17 protein-coding genes are annotated in these 23,819 nt (G+C 74.2%); 4 read left to right on the top strand and 13 right to left on the bottom strand.

The features are described from left to right. Positions 1–192: 192 nt before the first annotated feature. A complete protein-coding gene (locus tag ACWGJO_RS00945; RefSeq protein WP_452181519.1) occupies positions 193–1,071 on the top strand; it encodes a hypothetical protein in 879 nt (292 codons plus the stop codon). 245 nt (positions 1,072–1,316) lie between these two features. Here ACWGJO_RS00945 and der read toward each other — a convergent pair whose 3' ends face one another. The 3 genes from der to ACWGJO_RS00930 all read right to left on the bottom strand — a co-directional run bounded on the left by der (position 1,317) and on the right by ACWGJO_RS00930 (position 5,106). Beyond that, the gene (der, locus tag ACWGJO_RS00940; protein ID WP_452181518.1) at positions 1,317–2,771 is read right to left on the bottom strand and encodes a ribosome biogenesis GTPase Der; all 1,455 of its coding nucleotides are present in this window, start codon (positions 2,769–2,771) and stop codon (positions 1,317–1,319) included. Between the two features lie 176 nt (positions 2,772–2,947). Beyond that, positions 2,948–3,661: a (d)CMP kinase gene (cmk, locus tag ACWGJO_RS00935; protein WP_452181517.1), complete on the bottom strand. Its 714-nt coding sequence runs from the start codon at positions 3,659–3,661 to the stop codon at positions 2,948–2,950. A gap of 359 nt (positions 3,662–4,020) precedes the next feature. Further along, positions 4,021–5,106: a prephenate dehydrogenase gene (locus ACWGJO_RS00930; RefSeq protein ID WP_380546829.1), complete on the bottom strand. Its 1,086-nt coding sequence runs from the start codon at positions 5,104–5,106 to the stop codon at positions 4,021–4,023. 383 nt (positions 5,107–5,489) lie between these two features. Between ACWGJO_RS00930 and ACWGJO_RS00925 the strand changes: the two genes are divergently transcribed. The 3 genes from ACWGJO_RS00925 to ACWGJO_RS00915 all read left to right on the top strand — a co-directional run bounded on the left by ACWGJO_RS00925 (position 5,490) and on the right by ACWGJO_RS00915 (position 9,770). Further along, positions 5,490–7,772 (top strand): DUF4139 domain-containing protein, encoded by a 2,283-nt coding sequence (locus ACWGJO_RS00925; protein WP_452181516.1) that lies wholly within the window; start codon positions 5,490–5,492, stop codon positions 7,770–7,772. Positions 7,773–7,775: 3 nt separating this feature from the next. Beyond that, positions 7,776–9,323: a mucoidy inhibitor MuiA family protein gene (locus ACWGJO_RS00920; RefSeq protein ID WP_452181515.1), complete on the top strand. Its 1,548-nt coding sequence runs from the start codon at positions 7,776–7,778 to the stop codon at positions 9,321–9,323. An 84-nt stretch (positions 9,324–9,407) separates the two neighbouring features. Further along, on the top strand, positions 9,408–9,770 hold the full coding sequence (locus ACWGJO_RS00915; protein WP_452181514.1) for a DUF952 domain-containing protein: 363 nt from the start codon (positions 9,408–9,410) through the stop codon (positions 9,768–9,770). A 286-nt stretch (positions 9,771–10,056) separates the two neighbouring features. Here ACWGJO_RS00915 and ACWGJO_RS00910 read toward each other — a convergent pair whose 3' ends face one another. From ACWGJO_RS00910 to ACWGJO_RS00865, 10 genes are all read right to left on the bottom strand, one after another. Further along, a complete protein-coding gene (locus ACWGJO_RS00910; protein ID WP_387693587.1) occupies positions 10,057–11,064 on the bottom strand; it encodes a helix-turn-helix domain-containing protein in 1,008 nt (335 codons plus the stop codon). Positions 11,065–11,404: 340 nt separating this feature from the next. Continuing rightward, positions 11,405–12,715 (bottom strand): pseudouridine synthase, encoded by a 1,311-nt coding sequence (locus ACWGJO_RS00905; protein WP_452181513.1) that lies wholly within the window; start codon positions 12,713–12,715, stop codon positions 11,405–11,407. 62 nt (positions 12,716–12,777) lie between these two features. After that, the gene (gene scpB / locus ACWGJO_RS00900) at positions 12,778–13,371 is read right to left on the bottom strand and encodes an SMC-Scp complex subunit ScpB (protein WP_452181626.1); all 594 of its coding nucleotides are present in this window, start codon (positions 13,369–13,371) and stop codon (positions 12,778–12,780) included. Between the two features lie 377 nt (positions 13,372–13,748). After that, a complete protein-coding gene (locus ACWGJO_RS00895) occupies positions 13,749–14,714 on the bottom strand; it encodes a segregation and condensation protein A (protein ID WP_452181512.1) in 966 nt (321 codons plus the stop codon). Positions 14,715–15,181: 467 nt separating this feature from the next. Next, a complete protein-coding gene (locus tag ACWGJO_RS00890) occupies positions 15,182–15,766 on the bottom strand; it encodes a hypothetical protein (RefSeq protein ID WP_452181511.1) in 585 nt (194 codons plus the stop codon). Positions 15,767–15,807: 41 nt separating this feature from the next. Further along, positions 15,808–16,875, bottom strand: coding sequence for a ParA family protein (locus ACWGJO_RS00885; RefSeq protein ID WP_030245868.1), 1,068 nt, complete (start codon positions 16,873–16,875; stop codon positions 15,808–15,810). 426 nt (positions 16,876–17,301) lie between these two features. Beyond that, entirely contained in the window at positions 17,302–18,417 is a 1,116-nt protein-coding gene (gene ald, locus ACWGJO_RS00880; protein ID WP_387693583.1) for an alanine dehydrogenase, read from the bottom strand. Between the two features lie 260 nt (positions 18,418–18,677). Then, positions 18,678–20,990, bottom strand: a complete 2,313-nt coding sequence (locus ACWGJO_RS00875; protein ID WP_452181510.1) for an AAA family ATPase — start codon at positions 20,988–20,990, stop codon at positions 18,678–18,680. Between the two features lie 355 nt (positions 20,991–21,345). Beyond that, a complete protein-coding gene (locus ACWGJO_RS00870; protein WP_452181509.1) occupies positions 21,346–21,993 on the bottom strand; it encodes an NUDIX domain-containing protein in 648 nt (215 codons plus the stop codon). Positions 21,994–22,127: 134 nt separating this feature from the next. Then, positions 22,128–23,807, bottom strand: a complete 1,680-nt coding sequence (locus tag ACWGJO_RS00865; RefSeq protein WP_359899194.1) for a CTP synthase — start codon at positions 23,805–23,807, stop codon at positions 22,128–22,130. Positions 23,808–23,819: the final 12 nt, after the last annotated feature.

The following is a 23,819-nucleotide window of genomic DNA, read 5'->3' as shown; positions in this document are numbered from 1 at the left end:
CCCGGCGTGTCCGCCCGTCCCGCACCACGGCCCTCCACCTCCACGCCGTCGGGCCCGGCGCACCGCCCGGCCGGTACCCCGGCGCCCCCGTACTCCGCCCGGCGCGCCCTCCCCCTCCACGCTCCGGCGTGTGGGCGCACCCACACCCCGGCGCCCCGCATCCCCCCGCCCCTCTCACTCGTTGGCTCCTACGTGTACAGCTACGACGTCTCCGCAGCCCCCGGCCGGTCCGCCACCGCCTCGCGCTCGATCCCGGGCATGCGCCCGTCGTACGACGCCGAGCACCCGCACTCCGCCACGCCGATCTACGACGAGCTGTACTCCGAGTACCGGCGCCTCTTCCGTGCCCTGCCCGGCGACCGCTCAGGGGAGGAGGACCTGAAGTTCACCGGCTTCGCGGTCCGCGACGGCTACCCGGTGCTCGGCGAGCAGCGCCCGTACGCGCCCCAGCAGCAGGCCTTCCACACCCTCGCGGGCCAGGCGCCGGGCCTCCCCCAGTTCATGCCGAGCTCCCAGCATCACGGGTCCGGGCCGACCGGCGGCCACCAGCACGGACATGCCGGTGCCCAGCAACACGGCCACAGCGGCACCCACAGCGGCACCCACACCGGCGCGCACGCCAACACCCACACCGGCAGTCACCACGGAAGTCACACCGGTGATCACAACGGCTCGCACACCGCCGGAAGCCACGTCGGCGCCCACGCCGCAAGCCTCACCGCCGGCCGTCACCACGGCCACCGCGGCAGCCCCCCCGAGCCCACCGCCACCACCCCCACACCCACACCCGCCGGAGACGGCCCGGGCCACGCCACCGCAGCCCCGGCCCAGGAGCAACCCGCCCTCCCCGCCGCCCAGTTCACCAACGGTCAGGGCTGGGTCGCGGCCGGCTATCTGGGCTCGTCCCCGCACCCCACCCCGATGCCGGTCCCCGCGCCCCAGCCCCCGGCACCGCCCGCGCCCTCCCCGGTGATGGGTACGGTCTCCGGCCTCGCCCCCACCCGGTCCACCGGCGGCCGCCACCGCCAGATGCTCTCGCTGCCCCCTGGTCCCACGGTCGACCACCGCTGACGCCCGCCGGGCCCCGAACGGACCCGAGCGGGGGCCCCAGGCCGAGCCCGGCTGCACCGGGCCGAACCGGACCGGCTCAGACCGGGACGGGCCAGGACGGGCCGGACCTGGCCGGACGCGCCCCCGCCCCGCGCGCCCGCGCCCGCGTCCGCGTCCGCGCCCGAAAGCGCCGGAGGGCCCCGCCACCACTGCGGCGAGGCCCTCCGGCCGTCGGTCGGCGGACCGACCACTCCTTCTACCTACTACTACTTCTTCTTGCGCTTCTCCCGGACCCGCACCGAGATCGAGATCGGCGTCCCCACGAACCCGAACTCCTCACGCAGGCGGCGCTCGATGAAGCGCCGGTAACCGGCCTCCAGGAAGCCCGAGGCGAACAGCACGAAGCGCGGCGGACGGATGCCGGCCTGGGTGCCGAACAGGATGCGCGGCTGCTTGCCGCCGCGGATCGGGTGCGGGTGGGCGGCGACCAGCTCGCCGAGGAAGGCGTTCAGGCGCGCGGTCGTGATGCGGGTCTCCCAGCCCTCCAGCGCGCTCTCGACCGCCGGGACGAGCTTCTCCATGTGCCGACCGGTCTTGGCCGAGACGTTGACCCGCGGGGCCCACTGCACCTGGACGAGGTCGCGCTCGATCTCGCGCTCCAGGTAGTAGCGGCGCTCCTCGTCCAGCTGGTCCCACTTGTTGTAGGCGATGACGACGGCGCGCCCGGCCTCGACGGCCATCGAGATGATCCGGGTGTCCTGCTCGGCGAGGGTCTCGCTGGCGTCGATCAGGACGACCGCGACCTCGGCCTTCTCCAGCGCGGAGGAGGTGCGCAGCGAGGCGTAGAAGTCGGCGCCGGCGGTCAGGTGGACCCGGCGGCGGATGCCGGCGGTGTCCACGAACTTCCAGGTCTTGCCGCCGAGCTCGATCATCTCGTCGACCGGGTCTCGGGTGGTGCCGGCCAGCTCGTTGACGACGACGCGCTCCTCGCCGGCGACCTTGTTCAGCAGGCTGGACTTGCCGACGTTGGGCCGGCCGATCAGCGCGATGCGGCGCGGGCCGCCGGGGGCGGCGTCGCCGAAGGTCTGCGGCGGGGCCTCGGGCAGCGCGTCCATGACGGCGTCCAGCAGATCGCCGGAGCCGCGGCCGTGCAGGGCCGAGACCGGGAACGGCTCGCCCAGGCCGAGCGACCAGAGGTAGGCGGCCTCGGCCTCGGTGGAGGGGCCGTCGACCTTGTTGGCGCACAGGACGGTCGGCTTGCCCGCCCGGCGGATGAGCTTGATCAGGGCCTCGTCGGTGTCGGTGGCACCGACGGTGGCGTCCACCACGAACAGCACCGCGTCGGCCTGCTCGATGCCCAGCTCGGCCTGGGCGGCCACCATGGCGTCGATGCCGAGGACGTCGATCTCCCAGCCGCCGGTGTCGACCACCTTGAAGCGGCGGCCGTTCCAGCTGGCCTCGTAGGTGACCCGGTCGCGGGTGACGCCCGGCTTGTCCTCGACGACGGCCTCGCGGCGGCCGATGATGCGGTTCACCAGGGTCGACTTGCCGACATTCGGGCGGCCGACGACGGCCAGCACGGGCAGTCGAACGTGCTCGGCACCGTCCACGGCGTCGAAGCCGTCGAGGTCGAAGCCCTCTTCGGCGGCGAGTGCCATGAACTCGGCGTAGTCGGCGGCGTCCAGCTCACCGTGGCCGGTGGCGGCGTGCTCTGCGGTCATGTTCGTCTGTTCCGTTTCCCGGCCCGGCCCTTCCCAGGGGCGTGCCGTGCGTACCTGCCCCGCTCGGGGCAGCGCGATGGTTGTCTCCGCGGCACCTCGACGGCCCGCGGTTCACTTCGGTCGTTGGTCGGCCCGAGTGTGCTCGGACCGGTCCTGATCGGACCGGCGGCCGCCGGTCAGACCGCGGACAGCCCGGCCCGCTCCTCCACCAGCCCGGCGATCCGGTCGATCACCTGTTCCAGGGTGAGGTCGCTGGTGTCGACCAGGACCGCGTCCGCGGCCTGGGCCAGCGGGGCCGTCTTCCGGGAGGAGTCGGCGGCATCGCGGCGGGCGAGGTCGGCGGCCATCGCGGTGATGGTCGCCTCCTCCACCCCCTTGGCGCGCAGCTCGGCCGCCCGGCGCGCGGCCCGGGCCTGCTCGGAGGCGGTCAGGAAGACCTTGACGGTGGCGTCCGGGAACACCACGGTGCCCATGTCCCGGCCTTCGGCGACGATGCCGCGCTCGGCGACCTCGGCGCAGCCGCGCTGCAGTTCCACCAGCCGGAACCGTACGGCGGGGACCGCGGACACGGCGCTGACCTTGGCGGTCACCTCGGGGCCGCGGATCGGGCCCGACACGTCCTGGCCGTCCACCGTGATGGTGGGGCCGTCGGCGTCGGTGCCCGAGACGATCACCGGCTTGCCGCACGCGACGGCCACCGCCTCCGGGTCGTCGATGTCGACCTCGTTGGCCAGCATCCACCAGGTCATCGCCCGGTACATGGCGCCGGTGTCCAGGAAGCTCAGGCCCAGCCGGGCGGCGACCGCCCGAGAGACGGTCGACTTGCCGGAGCCGGAGGGTCCGTCGATGGCGACGACGACCGGGGCGTGCGCTCGGTCGGCAGTGTCCACGGGGCGAACCTCTCTCGAAGCATGGGAGCCGGAGCCTGGGCAGGCGGACGGCCGGGGATTGTCTCCCTCAAGGTTAATGGACCGCCGCCGTGACACTCTCCGCCACTGTCCGGCCCGACCGGTCGAGACGGACCCGGCGGACCTGGCGGACCTGGCGGCGTGAACCGGGTCGGCGTGAACCGGTCGACCTCGGCCGGTCGACACGGATTGGTCGGTAAAGACTAGTCGATACCGGCCGGTCGACTCGGACCGGTCGAACTCCCAGCATGCCGGTACGCCAGTACGCCGGTACCCCGTGTACTGGTACACGGGGTGCACCAGGTACACCGGGCACAGGCCGGGCCGCCCGCCGGGGAACGTCAGTCCCGGACGCTCCAGCCGCTCGCCCGCAGCGCCTTGGTCAGCCGCTTCACCGCCGTCGGCGCGACCGACAGCTGGACGAAGCCGACCTGCTGCCCGGTCGAGTGCTCGATGACGACGTCCTCGATGTTGACCCCGGCGTCGCCGACCTCCCCGAACAGCCGGCCCAGCTCGCCCGGCTGGTCGCCCAGCACGACCGCCACGGTCTCGTACCGGGTGGGCGGCGCCCCGTGCTTGCCGGGGATCCGGGCCTGACCGGTGTTGCCGCGCCGCATGACGGCCTCGATCCCGGCCGCACCGGCCTGGCGCTCGTCCTCCTCGACGGCTTCCATGGCGCGCAGCGCGGTGACCGTCTCGGCGAGGTCGCGGGCGACCCCCTCCAGGACGTCGGCGACCGCGCCCGCGTTGGCGGAGAGGATGTCGACCCACATGCCGGGGTTGGAGGCGGCGATCCTGGTGACGTCGCGCACGCCCTGACCGGACAGCCTTATGGCGGTCTCGTCGGCGTTCTCCAGCCGGGCCGCGACCAGCGAGGAGACCAGCTGCGGGGCGTGCGAGACCAGGGCGACCGCCCGGTCGTGCTCGGCGGCGTCCATCACGATCGGCACCGCGCCGCAGAGCGCGACCAGCTCCAGCGCGGCGTTGAGCGTCTCGGTGTCGGTGTCCGCGGTCGGGGTGAGCACCCAGGGGCGGCCCTCGAAGATGTCGGCGCGGGCGGCCAGCGGGCCGGACCTCTCACGGCCGGCCATCGGGTGACTACCGATGTAGTGAACGGTGTCGCAGCCGAGCTCGGCGATCTCGCCGCTCGGGCCGGCCTTCACGCTGGCGACGTCGGTGTACCAGTGCGCCAGGTTGCGGCGCTGGCAGTCGGCGAGCACCTTGCCGACCAGCGCGGGCGGGACGGCGATGATCGCCAGGTCCACCGGGCCGTCGACCGGGTCGGTGATGCCCGCGCCGAGCGACTCGGCGGTACGGGCCGCGTCCGGGTCGGCGTCCTCCAGATGGACGGTCAGCCCGCGAGCGGTCAGCGCGAGCGCGGCGGAGGTGCCGATCAGTCCGGTGCCGACGACGACGGCAGTGCGCATGGCGGGTCGCTCTCCTCATCACGAATCTCGACAGGTGCCGGGACCGTTCGGGAGCACCCGCGCCCCATCCTCCCTCATCGACCCCGCCGAAGTCCCCACCCACTGCCCGGCAACCCGAACGGCAGCCCCGGCAGCTTCCGGCACCGGCAACCGCCACGGACCCGCGCCCGTCCCACACAGTGCGCACGTCGGACCCGGAAATCCTGCGCCGCCCGCCCCGAAGCGGGGCAGACTGGCCGCCCGGAGGAAGGCACCGGCTGCACGGAACCTGGGCAACGCAGAAGAAACGGACCGGCAGCGGAACACCGCACGACGAGCACCGCACCGCCGACGCCACACGGCGGGGGAACACCTCGGGGAACACGCGAACGAAGGGGTTGCGCATGGACGATCAGCACAACGGCCGGAGCGGGCAGTCGAAACCGCCGGCCGTACCGGCCCACCCGTCGGTCCTGGACTCCGTCGTGGTGTACGCCGAAGGCGCGGTGTGCCGCCGACGGGCCACCGTCCCGGTCCCGCCCGGGGGACGGCTGCGGCTGACCGGTCTGCCCGCCGCCCTGGACGGCCGCTCGCTGCGCGCCCGGGTGCTCTCCGGACCGGCTGGCACCGCCGTCACCGAGGCCCGGCTCGAACTGCTCGCCGAACTCCGCGAGCCGGATGAACTCCCGGACCTGAAGCGGGCGCTGGACGAGGCCACCGAGCGCCGCAGCGCACTCGCCGAGCGCCACCGGCTGATCCTGGCCTCGATCGCCGAGACCGCCGCGCTGCGCGCCGTCCCGCCGCAGCGCCGACGCGACGAGCCGCTGCGCCGCACGCCCGCCGACGCGTGGCTGGAGCTCGCCGACTTCGTCGACGAGCGGCTGGCCCGGCTCCAGGAGCGCGCCGAGCAGCTCACCCGGGAGCTGGAACTCGCCGATCACGAGCTCGACTTGGCCGCCGACCGGCTGGAACGGGCGTCCACCGCCGACCGGGTCGAGCCGATCGGCACCAGCACCACCGTCCTGCTCACTCTCACCACTCCCGGCACCGCCCCGGGCGCCACCGCGGGCACCACCGAGGGCACCACTCCCGGCACCACCGAGGGCACCGCCCCCGGCGGTGACCACCTCGACCTTGAACTGGAACTGGAGTACGGCGTCCCCGCCGCCCGCTGGGTGCCCGCCTACCGGTTGTCCTACCGGACCGGCTCCGACACCGCCCACCTGGTCCTGCGCGCCGCCGTCGCCCAGCGCACCGGCGAGGACTGGACGGGCGTGCGCCTCGCCCTGTCCACCGCCGACCTCGACCGCCGCACCGACCTGCCCCGGCTCGCCTCGCTGCGGATCGGACGCAGCCAGCCCGCCCCGCCACCCTCCGGCTGGCGCGAGCCCCCGGCCGGCCTGACCGACCTCTTCACCGGCTACGACGCGGCCGACGCCGACCGCCCCGCCCCGCACCACCGCCCCCACCTCACCGCATCCCGCCCGATCGGCGCCCCCGCCCCGACGCCCGTCCCCACCGTCCCCGCCGCCCCCGCCGCCCGCTCCGCCCGTCTCGGCGGCGCACGTCCGGGCGGCCCCCGGGCCGAGGCCTTCGGGGCCGACGAGCAGATCGCCCCCGCGGCCGGCCCGTACGGCGGCGGCCTGCTGAGCGCCGACGAGCCGATGCCCCCGCCCCCGGGCGGCCCCGGTGGCTTCGCCGGCTACGGCGCCCCGCCGCCGCTCCTGTCCCCGGCCCCGGTCGCGGCCTACGCACCGCTGCCGCAGGCTCCGGGCGGCCTCCCGCCCGGAGAGGCCCGCCGCCGCGTCGGCCACGCCGCCCCACCGCCGCCTCCGCCCGGCCTCGCCCCGGACGCCACTCTGCTCGACTACCCCGACCTCGTCCTGGCCGGCCCCGTGGAGCCCCCCGCCCGGCGCGGCACCCTGCACGCCCGCCCCGAACGGATCGAGCGCGAGGAGCAGTCCTGGCCCCTGCCCGGCGGCAGCGGTACCACGCAGCTGCGCACCCTCGCCCTGCCCCGGCACGCCGTCCCGCCCCGCGATTCGGCCGGCTCCTTCGACCGCCGCTTCGACGCCGCCGCCCCCGCCGACATCCCGTCCGACGGCACCTGGCACACCGTCACCGTCGGCGAGATCCCCCTCGCCGTCCGACCCGAGTACGTCACCGTCCCCGCCGTCGAGGAGAAGGTGTACGCGACCCTGGTACTCGCCAACCGCACCGACCAGGCCGTCCTGGCCGGCCCGGCCGAGGTCACCGTGGACGACGAGTTCCTGCTCACCGCCGCCCTGCCCACCCTGGCGCCCGGCGGCACCCGGCGGCTGGGCATCGGCGTCGCCGAGAGCATCGAGGTGGCGCGCCGCACCGAGCTGCACGAGTCCACCACCGGCATGCTGAAGGGCAACAGCACCGTCCTCGACCACCGGGTGCACGTCCGGCTGGCCAACCGGCTCGCACGCGCCGTCACGGTGGAGGTCCGCGAGCGGGTGCCGGTCACCTCCGACGGCGAGATCCGGATCGAGGAGCGGGCCGACTGGCACGCCCCGACCGTCTCCGCACCGGACTGCCCGCCCAGCACCCGGCTCTGGCGCGTCGACCTGCCGCCGGGCGGGCGCACCGAGCTGGACGGCGGCTACCTGATCAAGATCCCGGCCGGAAAGGCCATCGTCGGCGGAAACCGGAGGAACTGAGCGATGACCGTCGAGACCCTTCCCCTCCCCGTCACCGCCGTGACCTGCCTGGAGGACCGCAGCCAGGTCGCGCGCACCACGACGGTCGGGCTCGCCGCGGGCGTGCAGCGGCTGCGCCTCGGCCCGCTCACCGCCCTCGCCGTCGACCGCACCCTGCGCGCCGAATCCGCCACCGACGGCGTCCGGGTGCTGGACGCCCGGCTGGTGCGCGACTGGACCCCGCGCGCCCCGCTGCCGCCCGGCCCGGAGGACTCCGAACTGCGCCACCGGCTGCACCGGCTGGACGCCGAGACGCGCCTGGCCGACCAGACCCGGGCCCGGTTGGAGGCCCGACTGGCACTGCTCGCCCAGCTCTCCGCCGACCTGCTGCGCGAGATCGGCGAAGGCGCGGGCCTCGGCGAGCTCGAACCCAACCGCTGGGCCCGGGAACTCGGCCGGGTGGACACCGAACGCGAGCGCTACGGCGAGGACCTGCGCGCCACCCACTCCCGGCTGCGCCGCCTGGAGCAGGAACGCTCACAGGCCCTGACCGCACTGGACCAGGCGGAGGAGGACCCGGCCGAGCTGACCGCCCACCTGGAGCTCACCGTCGAGGCGGCGCAGCCCGGCCCCGCCGAGCTGACCGTCTCCCACCTGGTGCCCTGTGCGCTGTGGCGGCCCTCCTACCGGGCGACCCTGGACGGCGCCGACCTGCGCCTGGAGTCGGAGGCGGTGGTCTGGCAGCGCACCGGCGAGGACTGGACGAACGCCCGGCTCACCTTCTCCACCGCCCGCTCCGCCCTCGCCACCGCCCCGCCCGCGGTCGCCGAGGACGTCCTGGTGCTGCGCGAGCGCACCGACGAGGAGCGCCGCACGGTCGAGGTCGAGCTGCGCGAGGAGGCGGTCGCCACCCTGGGCGCGGACTCCCGGGTTCCGGGCGTGGACGACGGCGGCGAGGTCCGGGTGCTGCCCGCCCCCGCTCCCGCGACCGTGCCCTCCGACGGCCGCGCCCACCGGGTACCGCTGGGTGCCTTCACCGGGCCGGCGAGCAGCGAGTACGCCTGCGCCCCGGAACTGTCCCCGCTGGTCACCCAGGTGGTCCGGTTCCGCAACACGGCCGGGCACCCGCTGCTGTCCGGCCCGGTCGAGCTGGTCCGCGGCAGCGGCTTCACCGGCCGCGGCGAGCTCCGCTTCACCGCCGCCGGAGCCGAGGCCGAACTGTCCTTCGGCAGCTCGGACGGCTACCGGGTGGTCCGGGAGGCCGAGGAGCGCCAAGCCACCGCCGGCCTCACCGGCCGCCAGACCACCACCCGGACGGTCCGGCTGCACCTGTCCCGCTTCTCCGGCCCGGAGGAGCGCGACGAGCGGATCGTCACGGTGCGCGAGCGGGTCCCGGTCAGCGAGGTGTCGGCGGTCGAGGTACGGCTGCGCAAGGAGGAGTGCGCCCCGGCGCCGGATTCCTTCGACACCGAGGGCATCGTCCGGTGGGACGTCCTACTCGCCCCTGGCGCCCGGCGCACCCTCACCCTGGTGTACGAGGTGTCCGCGTCCGCCAAGGTGGCCGGACTCTGACCGCTGCGGTCGGCACGGCGGACACCGCCGTGCCGATGACGGCCGCTCAGGACCAAACCGGAGACAACAGGTAGAAAAGGAAGCATGATCCTCCACCTTGCTCCCCTGGACGACTGGCTGGCCGACCCCGGCCGCCCGTACACCACCGCGTCGCTGCTCACCGACGGGTTCATCCACTGCTCGGCGGACGAGCAGACGGCGCTCGCGGTGGCCAACGCCTTCTTCGCCGACACCCCCGAACCGCTGATGGTGCTGCTGATCGAGGAATCGCTGGTGGAGCCGATGGTGAAGTGGGAGGCCCCGAACGGCGCCCCGCCACCAGGGGCCACCCCCGGTGTGCTGTTCCCGCACATCTACGGGCGGCTGAACCGCACCGCCGTGGTCGGCCTGGAGAAGGTCGAGCGCGGCCCGGACGGCCGCTGGGCCGCGCTCAGCCCCTGGAGCTGACGGGGCACGACCGGGGAAAGTTATGACAATTCCCGGGGTTCACGCGAGTCCCGGGGTTCACGCGAGTCCCGGGGTTCACGCCGCTCCAGGGGTTCACGCGAGTCCCGGGGTTCACGCGGTTCCGAGGAGCCGGCAGCTCCCACCCTCCCCGCCGTTCCCGCGGAACACAAGGAACTCATGAAACACGCGGAACACGCGGAACACGCGAAATGTCATAACAATGCGAATGGCCACGACTCCACGGAGCATCGCGCCGTCACGACACCAAGAATTGTCACAACATTCCCTACAGCCACCCCCGCTCCCTGGCCGCCATCCCGGCCTGGAAGCGGGTGGTGGCGCCCAGCGAGCGCATCAGGCTCTGGAGGCGGCGCTGGGTGGTCCGGGCGCTCCAGCCGAGCGAACGGGCAATCGACTCGTCGGTGAGCCCGGCCGCCAGCAGGCCCAGCAGCTTGCGGTGGTCGGCCTCCGGTCCCGACGCGCCGTCCTCCGATCCGGCGTCCGCCTGCAACCGCACGGCCCGCTCCCACTCCGCCTCGAAGAGCGTGTCCAGCGCCTGGAGCAGCGCCGAGGGGTGGATCACGTACGCGGCGTCCAGCACGCTGTCGCCGACGCTGATCGGGATGATGGCCATCCGGTCGTCCGAGATGATCATCTTCATCGGCAGTGCCGGCCGGACCCGCGCCTCCTCGCCGTCCTCGACCCCGGCCAGGATGTTCTTCTCCAGCCGCCCCGGCCAGGCCACCGCCTCCCGGTCGTAGATCGTCCGGAACTTCACGCCCTCGCGCAGCCGCCGCCGCTGCAGGGGCATCGGCGCCACCGGGTCCTGGATGTACGGCGGACGGTCGAAGCCGCGCACCTGGTACTGGCTGGTCTCGGTGATGTGCTCCAGCCGCTGGGCGATCGCCTCGCCGCCCGTCAGCACCTCCACCGAGTGCGCCGGGTCGGTGTACCGCGAGGCCTCCCGGAAGGCGTCCATCAGCCGGTGCATCTCGGCCCGCGCGTAGCGGAGCTCCGACTCCCGGTGCCCGATCAGCGTGCCGATCGCGACGTCCGGCGGGACCGGCAGGTAGCGGTGCCGGTCCACCGGCGCCCGGGTGGCCATGCCCTGCTGCGCCAACCGGTCCAGTGCGCGCACGCTCTGCTGGAACGTCAGCCCGCAGCTCTCCGCCAGCTCCTCCGCCGTGGACTGCGGGTTGGCCACCAGTGCCGCGTAGACCTGCCCGTCCGGCTCCGCCAGTCCCAGCGCGCCGAGGGCCTGTCCGCCGGCCCGTCCCAGTGCTGCATCGGACACGACGCCCTCTCCCCCTGCTCGCCCGTTCCCGTTGGCTCGTTCCCGCCCCGACCCGCGCGCCCCGTGCTGGCGCAGTCCCGCCACGCGGCGGCGTGGTGCGCCGGTGGCCATCCTCGGCCACGGATCATGACGCTGACAAGGCCGTGACCAGCGGTTGCGTCCCGGCTCACACCACTCGTCCGGAACGTGGACGTCCGCAGCGCCCGCCCGCACACCCCCCACACGTGGACACCCGCGCACGGACACCCGCGCGCCCCGGCCCGGCGTCCCCCGGGAACGCCGGAGCCCCCGGCCGCAGCAGGTGCGGCCGGGGGCTCCGGCAGAGCGGACGGGGACGGGCCTACAGGCCGACCTCGCGCATCAGCTGGCCGACCTCCGGGTTGGTCAGACGGCGCAGCCAGCCCGACTTCTGGTCGCCCAGGGCGATCGGGCCGAAGTGGGTGCGCACCAGCTTCTCGACCGGGAAACCGGCCTCGGCCAGCAACCGGCGGACGATGTGCTTGCGGCCCTCGTGCAGGGTCACCTCGACCAGGTAGTTCTTGCCGACGTTGGAGATCACCTTGAAGCTGTCGGCGCGCGCGTAGCCGTCCTCCAGCTCCACGCCCTGGGCCAGCTGCTTGCCCAGGTCGCGCGGGATCGGGCCCTGGATCGCGGCCAGGTAGGTCTTGGTCACGCCGTAGCGCGGGTGGGTGAGACGGTGGGCCAGCTCGCCGTGGTTGGTGAGCAGGATGATGCCCTCGGTCTCGGTGTCCAGGCGGCCGACGTGGAACAGCCGGGTCTCCCGGTTGGTCACGTAGTCGCCCAGGCACTGGCGGCCGTCCGGGTCCTCCATGGTGGAGACAACGCCGGCCGGCTTGTTCAGCGCGAAGAACAGGTAGGACTGGGTGGCGACGGTCAGGCCGTCCACCTTGATCTCGTCCTTCTGGGGGTCGACCCGCTTGCCCTGCTCGGTGACGCGCTTGCCGTTGACGTCGACCCGGCCCTGCTCGATCAGTTCCTCGCAGGCGCGGCGGCTGCCGACGCCGGCCCGGGCCAGCACCTTCTGCAGGCGCTCGCCCTCGGGCTCGCCGAAGGTCTTGGGGAGCTTGACGGCCGGCTTGTCGTGCCGGGCGAGGACGGCGTCCTCGATCTTGGCCTGCAGCTCGCGCGAGCGCTGCGGCTGACGGCGCGGGTCGCCCGGGGCGCCCTGGCCCTCACGGCGCGGGCGCGGGGCCGGGCCGGGGCGCCGGCCGGAGTAGCCGCCGCGGGCCGGGGTGGCGTTGGGGCCGCCGCCGTACTCGGGGCGGTCGTACTTGCGCTCCTCGGGCCGCAGCGGGCGGTCCGGGTAGCGGCGGTCGTCACGCCGGTCGTCCCGGCGGCCCTCGCGCCGGTCGTCACGACCGTACGAGCCGCCGCGCGAACCCGACCCCGAAGCGGAGCCGCCGCGGCCACCGCCGCCGTACGAACCCGACCCCGAGCCGGAGCCGCCGCGGCCACCGCCGCCGTACGAACCCGACCCCGAGCCGGAGCCGCCGCGGCCACCGCCGCCGTACGAACCCCCGCGCGCGCCCGAGCCGCCGCCGCCGTAGGAGCTGCCGCCCCGGCCCCCGCCCTGCCCGCTGCGACCGCTCCCGCCGCCGCTGCTGTTCCTGCCGTTGCCACTGCTACGCATCAAAGTGTCCGTACGTCGTTCCGTCTGGGATGTGCGGTCGTTTCGGCCGACCTCACCGCCCCCTACCGATCGGGCCCGGCCCGATCGGCCTCGCCACTGCCGTCCGCGGCCTGCGCGGCAGCGGCGGCGACCGCCTCCGCGATCATCGTGCCCTCCAGGGACTCCGCTTCCACGTCGTCGACCTCGGGCAGGAAGGGAGCAAGCTCCGGCAGCTCGTCCAGGCCGCGGAGCCCCATCCGTTCCAGGAAGTAGTTCGTCGTCCGATACAGGATCGCACCTGTTTCGGGCTCGGATCCGGCCTCTTCCGCCAGTCCTCGCTGTACCAGGGTACGCATCACGCCGTCACAGTTCACACCGCGGACGGCGGAAACCCGCGATCTGGACACCGGCTGCCGGTAGGCGACCACCGCCAGGGTCTCCAGCGCGGCCTGGCTGAGCCGGGCCTGCTGGCCGTCCAGGAGGAAGCGGTCGACGGCCGCGGAACAGGTGTCCCGGCTGTAGAACCGCCAGCCGCCCGCGACCAGCCGCAGGTCGAAACCGCGGCCCTGGGCCGTGTACTCGGCGGACAGCTCGCGCAGCGCGGCCGCCACCTCGGCCCGGGACCGCTCCAGCACCCCTGCCAGCCGCTCCTCCGCCACCGGATCGTCAACGACCATCAGGACAGCCTCCAGCTCGGCCCTCAGCCCGGCGTCGGCCGCCCCCTCGGCACCGGAAGTCGGCTGGGCCGACTTCTGACGCACGAGACGGGCCTCCGCCACCCCCTCACCCCCCGCCGGCACCTCGGGTGCCGCGGGTGCCGCGGGTGCCGCGGGCTCCACCGGCCCGGCGTGCTCCGCCGACTCCACCAGCCCGACCGGCGCCACACCCTCGACCCGCTCGGCGCGCTGCACGGGCTCCGCGGGTTCCACCGGCCGGGCCGGGTCCACCGGCTCCGGCAGCAGCTCGAAGGCCGGTTCCAGCCACTCCTCGGCCCGCGGCTGCCCGGGCAGCCCCAGCGGGCGCCGCACCGGCCGCCCGTTCTCGTTCCCGCCGCTCATCGCCGCTCGCCCTCCTCGCCCCCGCCGCTCTCTCCGACCCCGCCGACCCCGCCGCTCTCGCCCGCCGGCCGGTCGAACTCGTCCGTCACCTCGACCGCCACCCGGCCCGCCTCGGCCACCCAGCGCACCACCAGCTCGCCGAGCGCCTCCGGCTGCTCGAAGGCGAGCACCCGCTCCCGGTACAGCTCCAGCAGCGCCAGGAACCGGGCGACCACCACCAGGTCGTCCGGCGCGTCCTCGACCAGCCGCTGGAACGAGGCCTCGCCCAGCTCGGTGAGCAGCCCCACCACCAGGGAGGCCTGCTCGCGCACGCTCACCGGCGGGGTGTGGATGTGGTCCACGTAGACGACCGGCGCGGGCCTGGGCGCCATCGCCTTGGCCGCCAGCTCGGCGAGCCGCTGGGGCCCGACGCCGAGAACGACCTCCGGCAGCAGTTCCGCGTGCCGGGGCTCCAGGGCGGCGCTCCTGGGCCGGCGCAGCAGCTCGGCCGCCCAGCGTTCGCCGAACAGCGCGGCCGCCCGCTTGTACGCCCGGTACTGGAGCAGCCGTGCGAACAGCAGGTCCCGGGCCTCCAGCAGGGCCAGGTCCGCCTCGTCCTCGACCTCCGCCACGGGCAGCAGCCGGGCCGCCTTGAGGTCGAGCAGGGTGGCGGCCACCACCAGGAACTCGGTCGCCGCGTCCAGGTCCCAGTCCGGCCCCATCGCCCGGATGTACGCCATGAACTCGTCCGTGACGGTGGCCAGCGCCACCTCGGTGACATCCAGCTTGTGCTTGGCGATCAGGCTGAGCAGCAGGTCGAAGGGGCCCTCGAAGTTGTCCAGCCGGACCCGGAAACCGCCCCGCGACTCGTTCTCGGCCGCGCTCACGGCAGTGGCGGTCGCGACGGCCGCGGCCGGTGGTTCGGAGGTTTCAGCGACTTCAGCGACTTCAGCGACTTCGACGGTTTCGGCGGTACTGGACATGACGGTCCATCTTCACCCGACCCCGCCCCCGGGAACGCCCCAGGGCCACCGACACGCCGTTCCACCGGGCCCCGGACCAGCCTCCGCCCACCTCCCGCCCACCTTCCGCGAGGCCTCCGCCCGGCGCACCCGGGCCCGTACGAGGCCCTCGACGCGGCAGCCGACCCGTGGACCGCCCCTGGATCCCCGGGAACGCCCCTCCGGAGCCCGACACGGTCCTCGGGCGCCGGGACCCCGCCCCGGCCCCACCCCGCGCCCCTCGGCGCCTTCCCGACGCCCCGCGCCCCCTCCGACGCCCGCGCGCCTGCGGTGCCACGCCACGGTGCCACGCCACACGCCCGGCGGCCTCCCCACGCCGGGCCCGCGGCCCCTCGACACCCGGCGGTACGAACCGCCCCCACGAAGCCGGCGGTACGGACCGCCCCCTCGACGCCCGGCGCCAACGGCCGGCCGCCCTTCCGCGCCGCCTACCGGCCGCGCAGGCGCCGAACCAGGATCGAGGCCTCGCCGCGCTGCTCCAGGTCCGCCAGGACGACCGCGATGGCCTCCCTGACGATCCGCCCGCGGTCCACGGCCAGGCCGTGCTCGCCGCGCAGCACCAGCCGGGTGTGCTCCAGGTCCATGAGCTCCTCGGCGGACACGTACACCGTGATCTTCTCGTCGTGCCGCTCGCGCCCGCTGGGCCGGCGCGGCGCGCGGCCGCGCGGCCGGGCACGTCCGGCGGCACCGGGCTGCTCCTCTGCGGCGCCCTGGTGCGTCCGGGCCACCGGGGCGGAACCGGCTCCGCGGCCGCCCTGGACGGTCTGCCCGGCCCCGGCGGCGCCTGCGGCCCCGGGCCCGACGGTCGCGCCGGAGCGCTGAACGGGCGGCTGCGCGGGCGCCGGCACCGAGGAGGGCGCCTGCTGCCCCGGCGTCATCTGCCGGTCGTCCTGGACGCCCTGGGCGGATTCGGTGCCCTCGGCGCCGTCCGGCTGGCCGTTGACGGTCCGCGCGGTCTCCGGTCTGGCTGCCTCGGCGGCCGGACGCGGCGCGAGGGAGGGCGACAGCGCCATCCCTCCCGTGGTCCGGAACAGCTCGTCGGCACCCGGGAGACTCACTCGGCGGGGCGGCACCGGTCGAGCACCTCCCTGGCGAGCTGGCGGTAGGCGGCGGCACCGACCGAGTTGGTCGCGTACGTCGTGATGGGCTCGCCGGCGACGGTGGTCTCCGGGAAGCGCACGGTCCGCCCGATGACGGTGTGGAAGACGTGCTCGCCGAACGCCTCGACGACGCGCGCCAGCACCTCGCGGCTGTGCACGGTGCGCGAGTCGTACATGGTGGCCAGGATGCCGTCCAGGCGCAGCTCGGGGTTGAGCCGCTCGCACACCTTCTCGATGGTCTCGGTCAGCAGCGCGACACCGCGCAGCGCGAAGAACTCGCACTCCAGCGGGACGATCACGCTGTGAGCGGCCGTCAACGCATTGACCGTCAGCAGGCCCAGCGAGGGCTGGCAGTCGATGATGACGTAGTCGTAGTCGGGCAGCAGCGGCTTCAGGGCGCGCGCCAGCGCGGACTCCCGGGCCACCTCGCTGACCAGCTGCACCTCGGCGGCGGAGAGGTCGATGTTGGAGGGCAGCAGGTCCATTCCCGGGACCGCCGTCTTCAGCAGCACTTCATCGGCCGTCAGGCCCCGCTCCATGAGCAGGTTGTAGACGGTGACGTCGAGCTCCATCGGGTTGACGCCGAGGCCGACCGAGAGCGCGCCCTGCGGGTCGAAGTCGACGAGCAGCACCCGGCGGCCGTACTCGGCCAGCGCCGCGCCCAGGTTGATGGTCGACGTGGTCTTGCCGACGCCGCCCTTCTGGTTGCACATGGCGATGATCTGGGCGGGGCCGTGCTCGGCGACCGGCGCGGGGATCGGGAAGTACGGCAGCGGACGGCCGGTGGGGCCGACCCGCTCGCGGCGCTGCCGCGCGGCGTCGGGGGCCAGCGTGGCGGCGTACTCCGGGTCCGGCTCGTACTCGGCGTCCGGGTCGTCGTAGGCGCCGTAGGCGAACTCGCCGTAGGCCAGGCCGTAGGCCGCCAAGTCGGCGTCGTGATCGGTCACCGTGGTCACCTGTGCTGTGTTCTGGCGTGCTTCGAAAGTACGGAGTGCGACCGAGCCGACCTCGGCCGAGCCCACGGAGGGCTGCCGGGCCCCGGACTCCTCACTCGGCTGACCGGCGGTGAGCTCCGCCAGTCCTGGCTGACCACCCCCGGGAGCAATTGTCGACTCATTCACAAGTCGTCTTACCTCCTTGGGTCATCCAGGACTCTATGTCGATTCGTCAGCGTGGCAGCATGCCGACGGTTTGCGACTCTAGGCCGTTCAAGGCGTTCGCAGCAACACAATCCACGGTAGTGGGCAGGATGTGTCGAGTATCGAGCGGGCTGCTGTCAAGGGATGAGAGGGTCACCGGCCCCAACGTTTCTGCGGGCGGGTGACGTGACCGACAGATATTGACGACAGAGCGACCTGCCCGGTCGACCCGCTGATCACGGGCACGGCGAAGCCCCCGGCCCGAAGGGATCGGGTCGGGGGCGAACGACCGCCGGGCGGTCAGGGGGTTCAGGCGAGCACGCTCTCCAGGGAGACCGACTCCAGGCCGAAGGCCTCGGCCACGGCCGGGAAGGTGATCTGGCCCTCGTGCACGTTCAGGCCCTTGGCGAGCGCCTCGTCGCGGCGCAGCGCCTCCTTCCACCCGCGGTTGGCCAGCTCCAGCACGTACGGCATGGTGGCGTTGGTCAGCGCGTAGGTGGAGGTGTTCGGGACGGCGCCCGGCATGTTGGCCACGCAGTAGAAGACCGAGTTGTGGACCTTGAAGGTCGGGTCGTCGTGCGTGGTGGCGTGCGAGTCCTCGAAGCAGCCGCCCTGGTCGATGGCGATGTCGACCAGCACCGAGCCCGGCTTCATGCGGGAGACCAGCTCGTTGGTGACCAGCTTCGGGGCCTTGGCGCCCGGGATCAGCACGGCACCGACGACCAGGTCGGCCTCCACGACGGCCTTCTCCAGCTCGAAGGCGTTCGACACGATGGTCTTGACCTTGGTGCCGAAGATGCGGTCGGCCTCGCGCAGCTTGTTGATGTCGCGGTCCAGCAGGGTCACCTCGTAACCCATGCCGACGGCGATGGTGGCCGCGTGCCAGCCGGAGACGCCACCGCCGATGACGACGGCCTTGGCCGGGTGGGTGCCGGGCACGCCGCCGGGCAGGGTGCCGCGGCCGCCGGCCGGGCGCATCAGGTGGTACGAGCCGACCTGCGGCGCCAGGCGGCCCGCGACCTCGGACATCGGGGCGAGCAGCGGCAGCGCGCCGTTCGGCAGCTGCACGGTCTCGTACGCGATGGCGGTGGTGCCCGAGGCGACCAGCGCGTCGGTGCCGGCCCGGTCGGCCGCCAGGTGGAGGTACGTGAAGAGGGTCTGACCCTTGCGCAGCCGGTGGTACTCGGAGGCGATGGGCTCCTTGACCTTCAGCAGCAGGTCGGCGGTGGCCCACACCTCGTCGGCGGTGGGGAGGATGGTGGCGCCGGCGGCCACGTACTCCTCGTTCGGGATCGAGGAGCCGACACCGGCGTTGTCCTCGATGTAGACCTCGTGTCCGTTACGGACCAGCTCATGCACGCCGGCGGGCGTGATGGCCACGCGGTACTCGTGGTTCTTGACCTCGCGGGGGATGCCGACCTTCACGGGTGAACACGTCCTCTTGCCATGGGGGTCCCGACCGGAGAAGACCGGTGGGCGACGCGCACGTGGGGAAGCCTCCGGGGCAGCCCGGGGCGGGATCGCTGCGCGACTGAGTCCGAGTGTAATGAAGCCCAGTCGGCGTGTCAGCCTTCCAAAGTGAATAATTTTCCCGCACACATTGGCAGGTTCGTAGGCTTCCCCTGCGACTTACCCGCCAAAGACGTCCCAACCGGGCATCTTCGACAATACCTCCGAAATGCCTATCACCACCCGGCATCCACGCGTTCCCGCAGGTCCGCGAGGGCCCCGCCGACGGCCTCCCGGCCCCGCTCGTCGCCCAGCCGGCGCAGCACCGCGAGCGCGGCCCGGTACTCCCGGTCGGCCTCGTCGAAGCGGCGCTGCGCGGTGTGCGCCTCGGCCACCCGGGCCAGCAGCCGGGCCTCCGCCGCGTGGTCCCCGAGGGCCTGCCGCAGGCCGAGCGCCCGCCCGTACCAGTCGGCGGCCCGCACAGCGTCGCCGAGCGCCCGGTGACAGTTGGCGGCGCTCTCCAGGGCCCGGGCGCAGAGCGGCTCGTCGTCGGCCCTGCGGGCGTGCTCCAGGGCGGCCCGGTAGTGGACGGCGGCCGGCTCCCAGCGGCCCACCGAGGCCTGGAGGTCGCCCAGGTTGAGCAGCGCGGCCGAGGCCCGGCGGGGCCGGCCGGCGCGCTCGGCGACGGTCAGCACCAGCTCGTGCAGCCGGTAGAGGTCGGTGGGGGCGGCGGCTCCGGTCAGCGGCAGCGTCCGCAGCAGCGCGGTGACCAGCCGCCCGGCCGAACCGTCCAGGTCGCCCTGGCCGATCGCGTCGGCCACCGCGCCGAGCAGCAGTTCCCGCTCGCCGAGCAGCCACTCACGGGCGTGCGCGGCCGACCGCAGCCGCAGCGGGGCGGGCAGCGGCTCCGGGACGGGGCCGACCGCCGGGTCGAGCAGCGCGCGGGCCGACTCGGTGAGCCGGACCATCCGCTCCAGCAGCCGGGCCCGGGCGAGCTCGGTCTCGGTGGGCCGGTCCTCCAGCTCGCGCAGCCGAACCAGCCGGGGGTACAGCCGCCCGGGCACCCGGTAGCGCGCGGTGCCGTCGGCGGCCGGCGCCTCCTCTCCGAGCAGCTCCCGCTCGGCGAGCGCGGCCAGCGTCACGGCCGCGTCCGGCACCGGGCAACCGACCAGCGCGGAGGCGGTGCGCGGGTCTGCGGTCTGCGCCGGGGCCAGGGTGAGGGTGCGCAGCATCCGCGCCTGGGCAGCCGGCAGCCCGCGGTACAGCAGGGTGAACGCGCCGAGCAGCGGGTCGTTGTCGGGGACGGGCACCGGCTCGGCCGGCTCCGGGCCGGGCTTCACCCAGGCCGCCGGATCACCGGCCGACTCCGTCACCGCGGCGGCGGAAGCGGCAGCAGCACCGCGAGAAACAGCCGCACCGGCGCCGGGAGCGGACTCACCGGCCCGGCCCTGCGTCGCCGCCGTCCCCGCCCCCATCCCCGCCCCCGTCCCCGGAACCGCCTTCCCCGGGACGGGCCTGCCTGTCCCCTGCTTGCCCGACGGACCCGACGCCGCCCCGACCGCCCCTGTGGCCCCGATCACCCCTGTGGCCCCAGCAGCCCCGGCGGCCCCGGCCGGAGCGGCCCCGGAGGACCTCGCCGCCCGCTCCCGCTCCCCTTCCCTCTTCCCCGGTGCCCTGCCCGGCCCCTTCTGCTTCTCCCTCTGCTTCTCCCTCTCCTTTTCCTTCTGCCTGTCCTTCTCCTCGACCCCGGCTCCCGCGGCAGGGTCCACCGAAGCCGCCGTGACCGTCGTCTCCTCCCCCACCACCCGGTTGAGCTCGCGCGCCGCCTCGGTGACCGCGATCTTCGGGTTCCCGCGCAGCCACCCCGCCATCAGCCGCAGCGCGGCCGGCCGGGCGGCGCAGGCCTCGGCCAGGTCGGCACCGCCGACCGGGTCGCAGGAGATCCGGGTGCCGCCGACCAGGTCGGCCAGCAGCTCGCCGGAGGCCTGCCGGTCCAGCCCGCCGAGGATCACCGGGTCGATGTCCTCGATCCCGGTGAGCGGTCCGGCCGTGGTGGCGAGCACCAGGCAGCCGGGCTCGTCGGCCAGCAGCGGCCACACCTGCCCGGCGTCCCGGACGTCGTCCAGCACGAGCAGCACCCGCAGCCCGGCGAGCGCCTCGCGCAGCGCCGCACAGCCCGGTTCGTCCCGCCCGTCCTCGACGGCGCCGGGCAGCGGCACGACGGCCTGCGGGTCGAGCTGTTCCAGCAGCAGCCGGGCGGCCCGGGCCGGCGGCACCCGGCCGCCGTCCGGTGCGGACAGCCGTACGAACAGCACGCCGTCCGGGTAGTCGGCGGCGACGGTACGGGCGAAGCGGGCCGCCAGCACGGTCCGGCCGGAGCCGGGACGCCCGGCCAGCACCAGCACCGGACAGCGTCCGCTCGCCGGGCGGGCGGCGGCCGCCCGCAGCGCGGCCAGCTCGGCGCGCCGCCCGACGAACAGCGCGGGCGCGGCCGGCAGCCGCTCAAGGCCCGGGACGGCCCCGGCGGGCGCGCCGGGGCCGGGGTCCATCGTCGCCGTATTCCTCGCCACCCGTGCCACTCCCGACGTCATCGCGCGCTCGGCATCCGACGCTCGGCATCCGGTGCCAGCCTCCGGAGCTCAGCGGAGGCGGCCCGGGACGGGCGCCCTGTCTGCGAAGCGTAGTTCGACCGTCCGGCTCAGCCGAGGTGACATCCGGTCGTACGAATCGGCAAATCACCCCAACGACTCAACGCACGGCGGCCGGCCGTCCCCCGACCGGCCCACTCGGCCCCCGCCTGCCACCCCGGCCCCGGACCGACCACCCCGCCCCGTCTGCCCCCCGGAGCCCGACCGGCCGGCCCGGACCCCGACCGCTCGCCGTCCCGAACCCCGACCGGCCGCCTCAGGCCTCGAAGGGACGGGCCGGCCAGGGCGAGTCCGCCGGGCGCAGCGCGTCCAGCCCGTCCGGGCCGGTGAGCGCGGCGTGCACCGCGAGGGTGCCGGTGACCAGGGTCGGGTTGTGCAGCCTCCCGGCCTGGATCAGCCGGATCAGTTCCGGCACCGGCACCCAGGCGACCTCGATCTCCTGCTCCTCGCCCTCGGCCGCGTAGCGCTCGCCCTCGGCCGGCGCCAGGTCGGTGGCCAGGAACATCCGCAGCGCCTCGTCGGTGCCGCCCGGGGAGGTGTAGTAGTCAGCGAGGATCCGCCAGGTGCCGGCCTTGCAGTACGCCTCCTCGTACAGCTCGCGCTGCGCGGCGCGCCACGGGTTCTCGCCGGGCACGTCGAGCAGGCCGGCCGGAAGCTCCCACAGCCGCTGGCGCACCGGGTGGCGGTACTGGCGCAGCACCAGCACCCGCTGTTCGTCGTCCAGGGCGAGCACCGAGACCGAGCCGGGGTGGGTCTGGTAGTCGCGGCGCGCCCAGCTGCCGTCGGGCATCCGGACCTCCTCGCTGCGCACCCCGGTGACCTTGCCCTGGAACGGCGTTCCGCTCTCCCGGACCTCCCACTCCTCGGCCAAGTCGAAGATCCCCTGGCGGCCCTGCTCGTCCATCGTTCTCCCCTTTTCGTCAGTACGACACAATCTAACGCCGAACGGCGGCCCCGCGGGAATCGCGGGGCCGCCGTCGGGTGAACGAGCGCTGTCGACGACCGCAGCCGACGACGGCCGACTGCGACGACCGGGGACTACTCGGAGGCCGCGGTCTTGATCTCGATGGCCGCCTTGACCAGGCCCGCGAACAGCGGGTGCGGGCGGGTCGGGCGGGACTTCAGCTCCGGGTGGGCCTGGGTGGCCACCAGGTAGGGGTGCACCTCGCGCGGGTACTCGACGTACTCGACCAGGTCGCCCTTGGGCGAGAGGCCGGAGAACACCAGGCCGGTCTTCTCCAGGTCCGCGCGGTAGGAGTTGTTGACCTCGTAGCGGTGGCGGTGGCGCTCCTCGACGTACTGCTCGCCGTCGTAGACCTCGCGGACGATCGAGCCCTCGGCGAGCTTGGCCGGGTACAGGCCCAGGCGCATGGTGCCGCCCAGGTCGCCCTTGCCGTCGACGATGGCCAGCTGCTCGGCCATCGTGGAGATGACCGGGTGCTTGGCGGCGGCGTCGAACTCGGTGGAGTTGGCCTCCGGCAGGCCGGCCAGGTTGCGGGCCGCCTCGATGACCACGCACTGCAGGCCCAGGCACAGGCCCAGCAGCGGGACCTTGTTCTCGCGGGCGAAGGTGATCGCGCCGACCTTGCCGTTGACGCCGCGGTCGCCGAAGCCACCGGGGATGCAGATCGCGTCGACGTCGCCGAGCTGCGCCCGGGCGCCCTCGGGGGTCTCGCAGTCGTCCGAGGTGACCCACTTGATCTCGACCCGGGCGTTGTTGGCGAAACCGCCGGCGCGCAGCGCCTCGGTCACCGACAGGTACGCGTCCGGCAGGTCGATGTACTTGCCGACCAGGGCGACCTTGACGATGTGCTGCGGCTCGTGGACGCGGCGCAGCAGGTCGTCCCAGGTGGTCCAGTCCACGTCGCGGAACGGCAGGTCCAGGCGGCGCACCACGTAGGCGTCCAGGCCCTCGCCGTGCAGCACCTTGGGGATGTCGTAGATCGACTTGGCGTCGATGGCCGCGACCACGGCCTCCTCGTCCACGTCGCACATCAGCGAGATCTTGCGCTTGATCGCCTGCGGGACCTCGCGGTCGGCGCGCAGCACGATCGCGTCGGGCTGGATGCCGATGTTGCGCAGCGCGGCGACGGAGTGCTGGGTGGGCTTGGTCTTCAGCTCGCCCGAGGGGCCGATGTACGGCAGCAGGGAGACGTGCACGAAGAACACGTTGTCCCGGCCGACCTCGTGGCGGACCTGGCGGACGGCCTCCAGGAACGGCAGCGACTCGATGTCGCCGACGGTGCCGCCGACCTCGGTGATCACCACGTCGACGTCCTCGGTCGCCATCCGGCGGATCCGGGACTTGATTTCGTTGGTGATGTGCGGGATGACCTGGACGGTGTCGCCCAGGTACTCGCCGCGGCGCTCCTTGGCGATGACGGTCGAGTACACCTGGCCGGTGGTGACGTTCGCCGAGCCGTGCAGGTTGGTGTCCAGGAACCGCTCGTAGTGGCCGATGTCCAGGTCGGTCTCGGCGCCGTCGTCGGTGACGAACACCTCACCGTGCTGGAACGGGTTCATGGTGCCCGGGTCCACGTTGAGGTAGGGGTCGAGCTTCTGCATCGTCACGCGCAGGCCGCGGGCCTTGAGCAACGCGCCGAGGCTGGAGGCGGTGAGCCCCTTTCCGAGAGAAGAGGCGACACCCCCGGTGACGAAGAGGTGCTTGGTCGTCACGGCGCGGCCGTTCGCTGCCTTGCCGGAATGGGGCTGTGCCAAGAGGGGGCTCCC

Source organism: Kitasatospora sp. NPDC054795, from assembly GCF_053611565.1.
The sequence above is the reverse complement of the archived record's forward strand: the minus strand, read 5'-3'. Positions and strand labels throughout refer to the sequence as shown.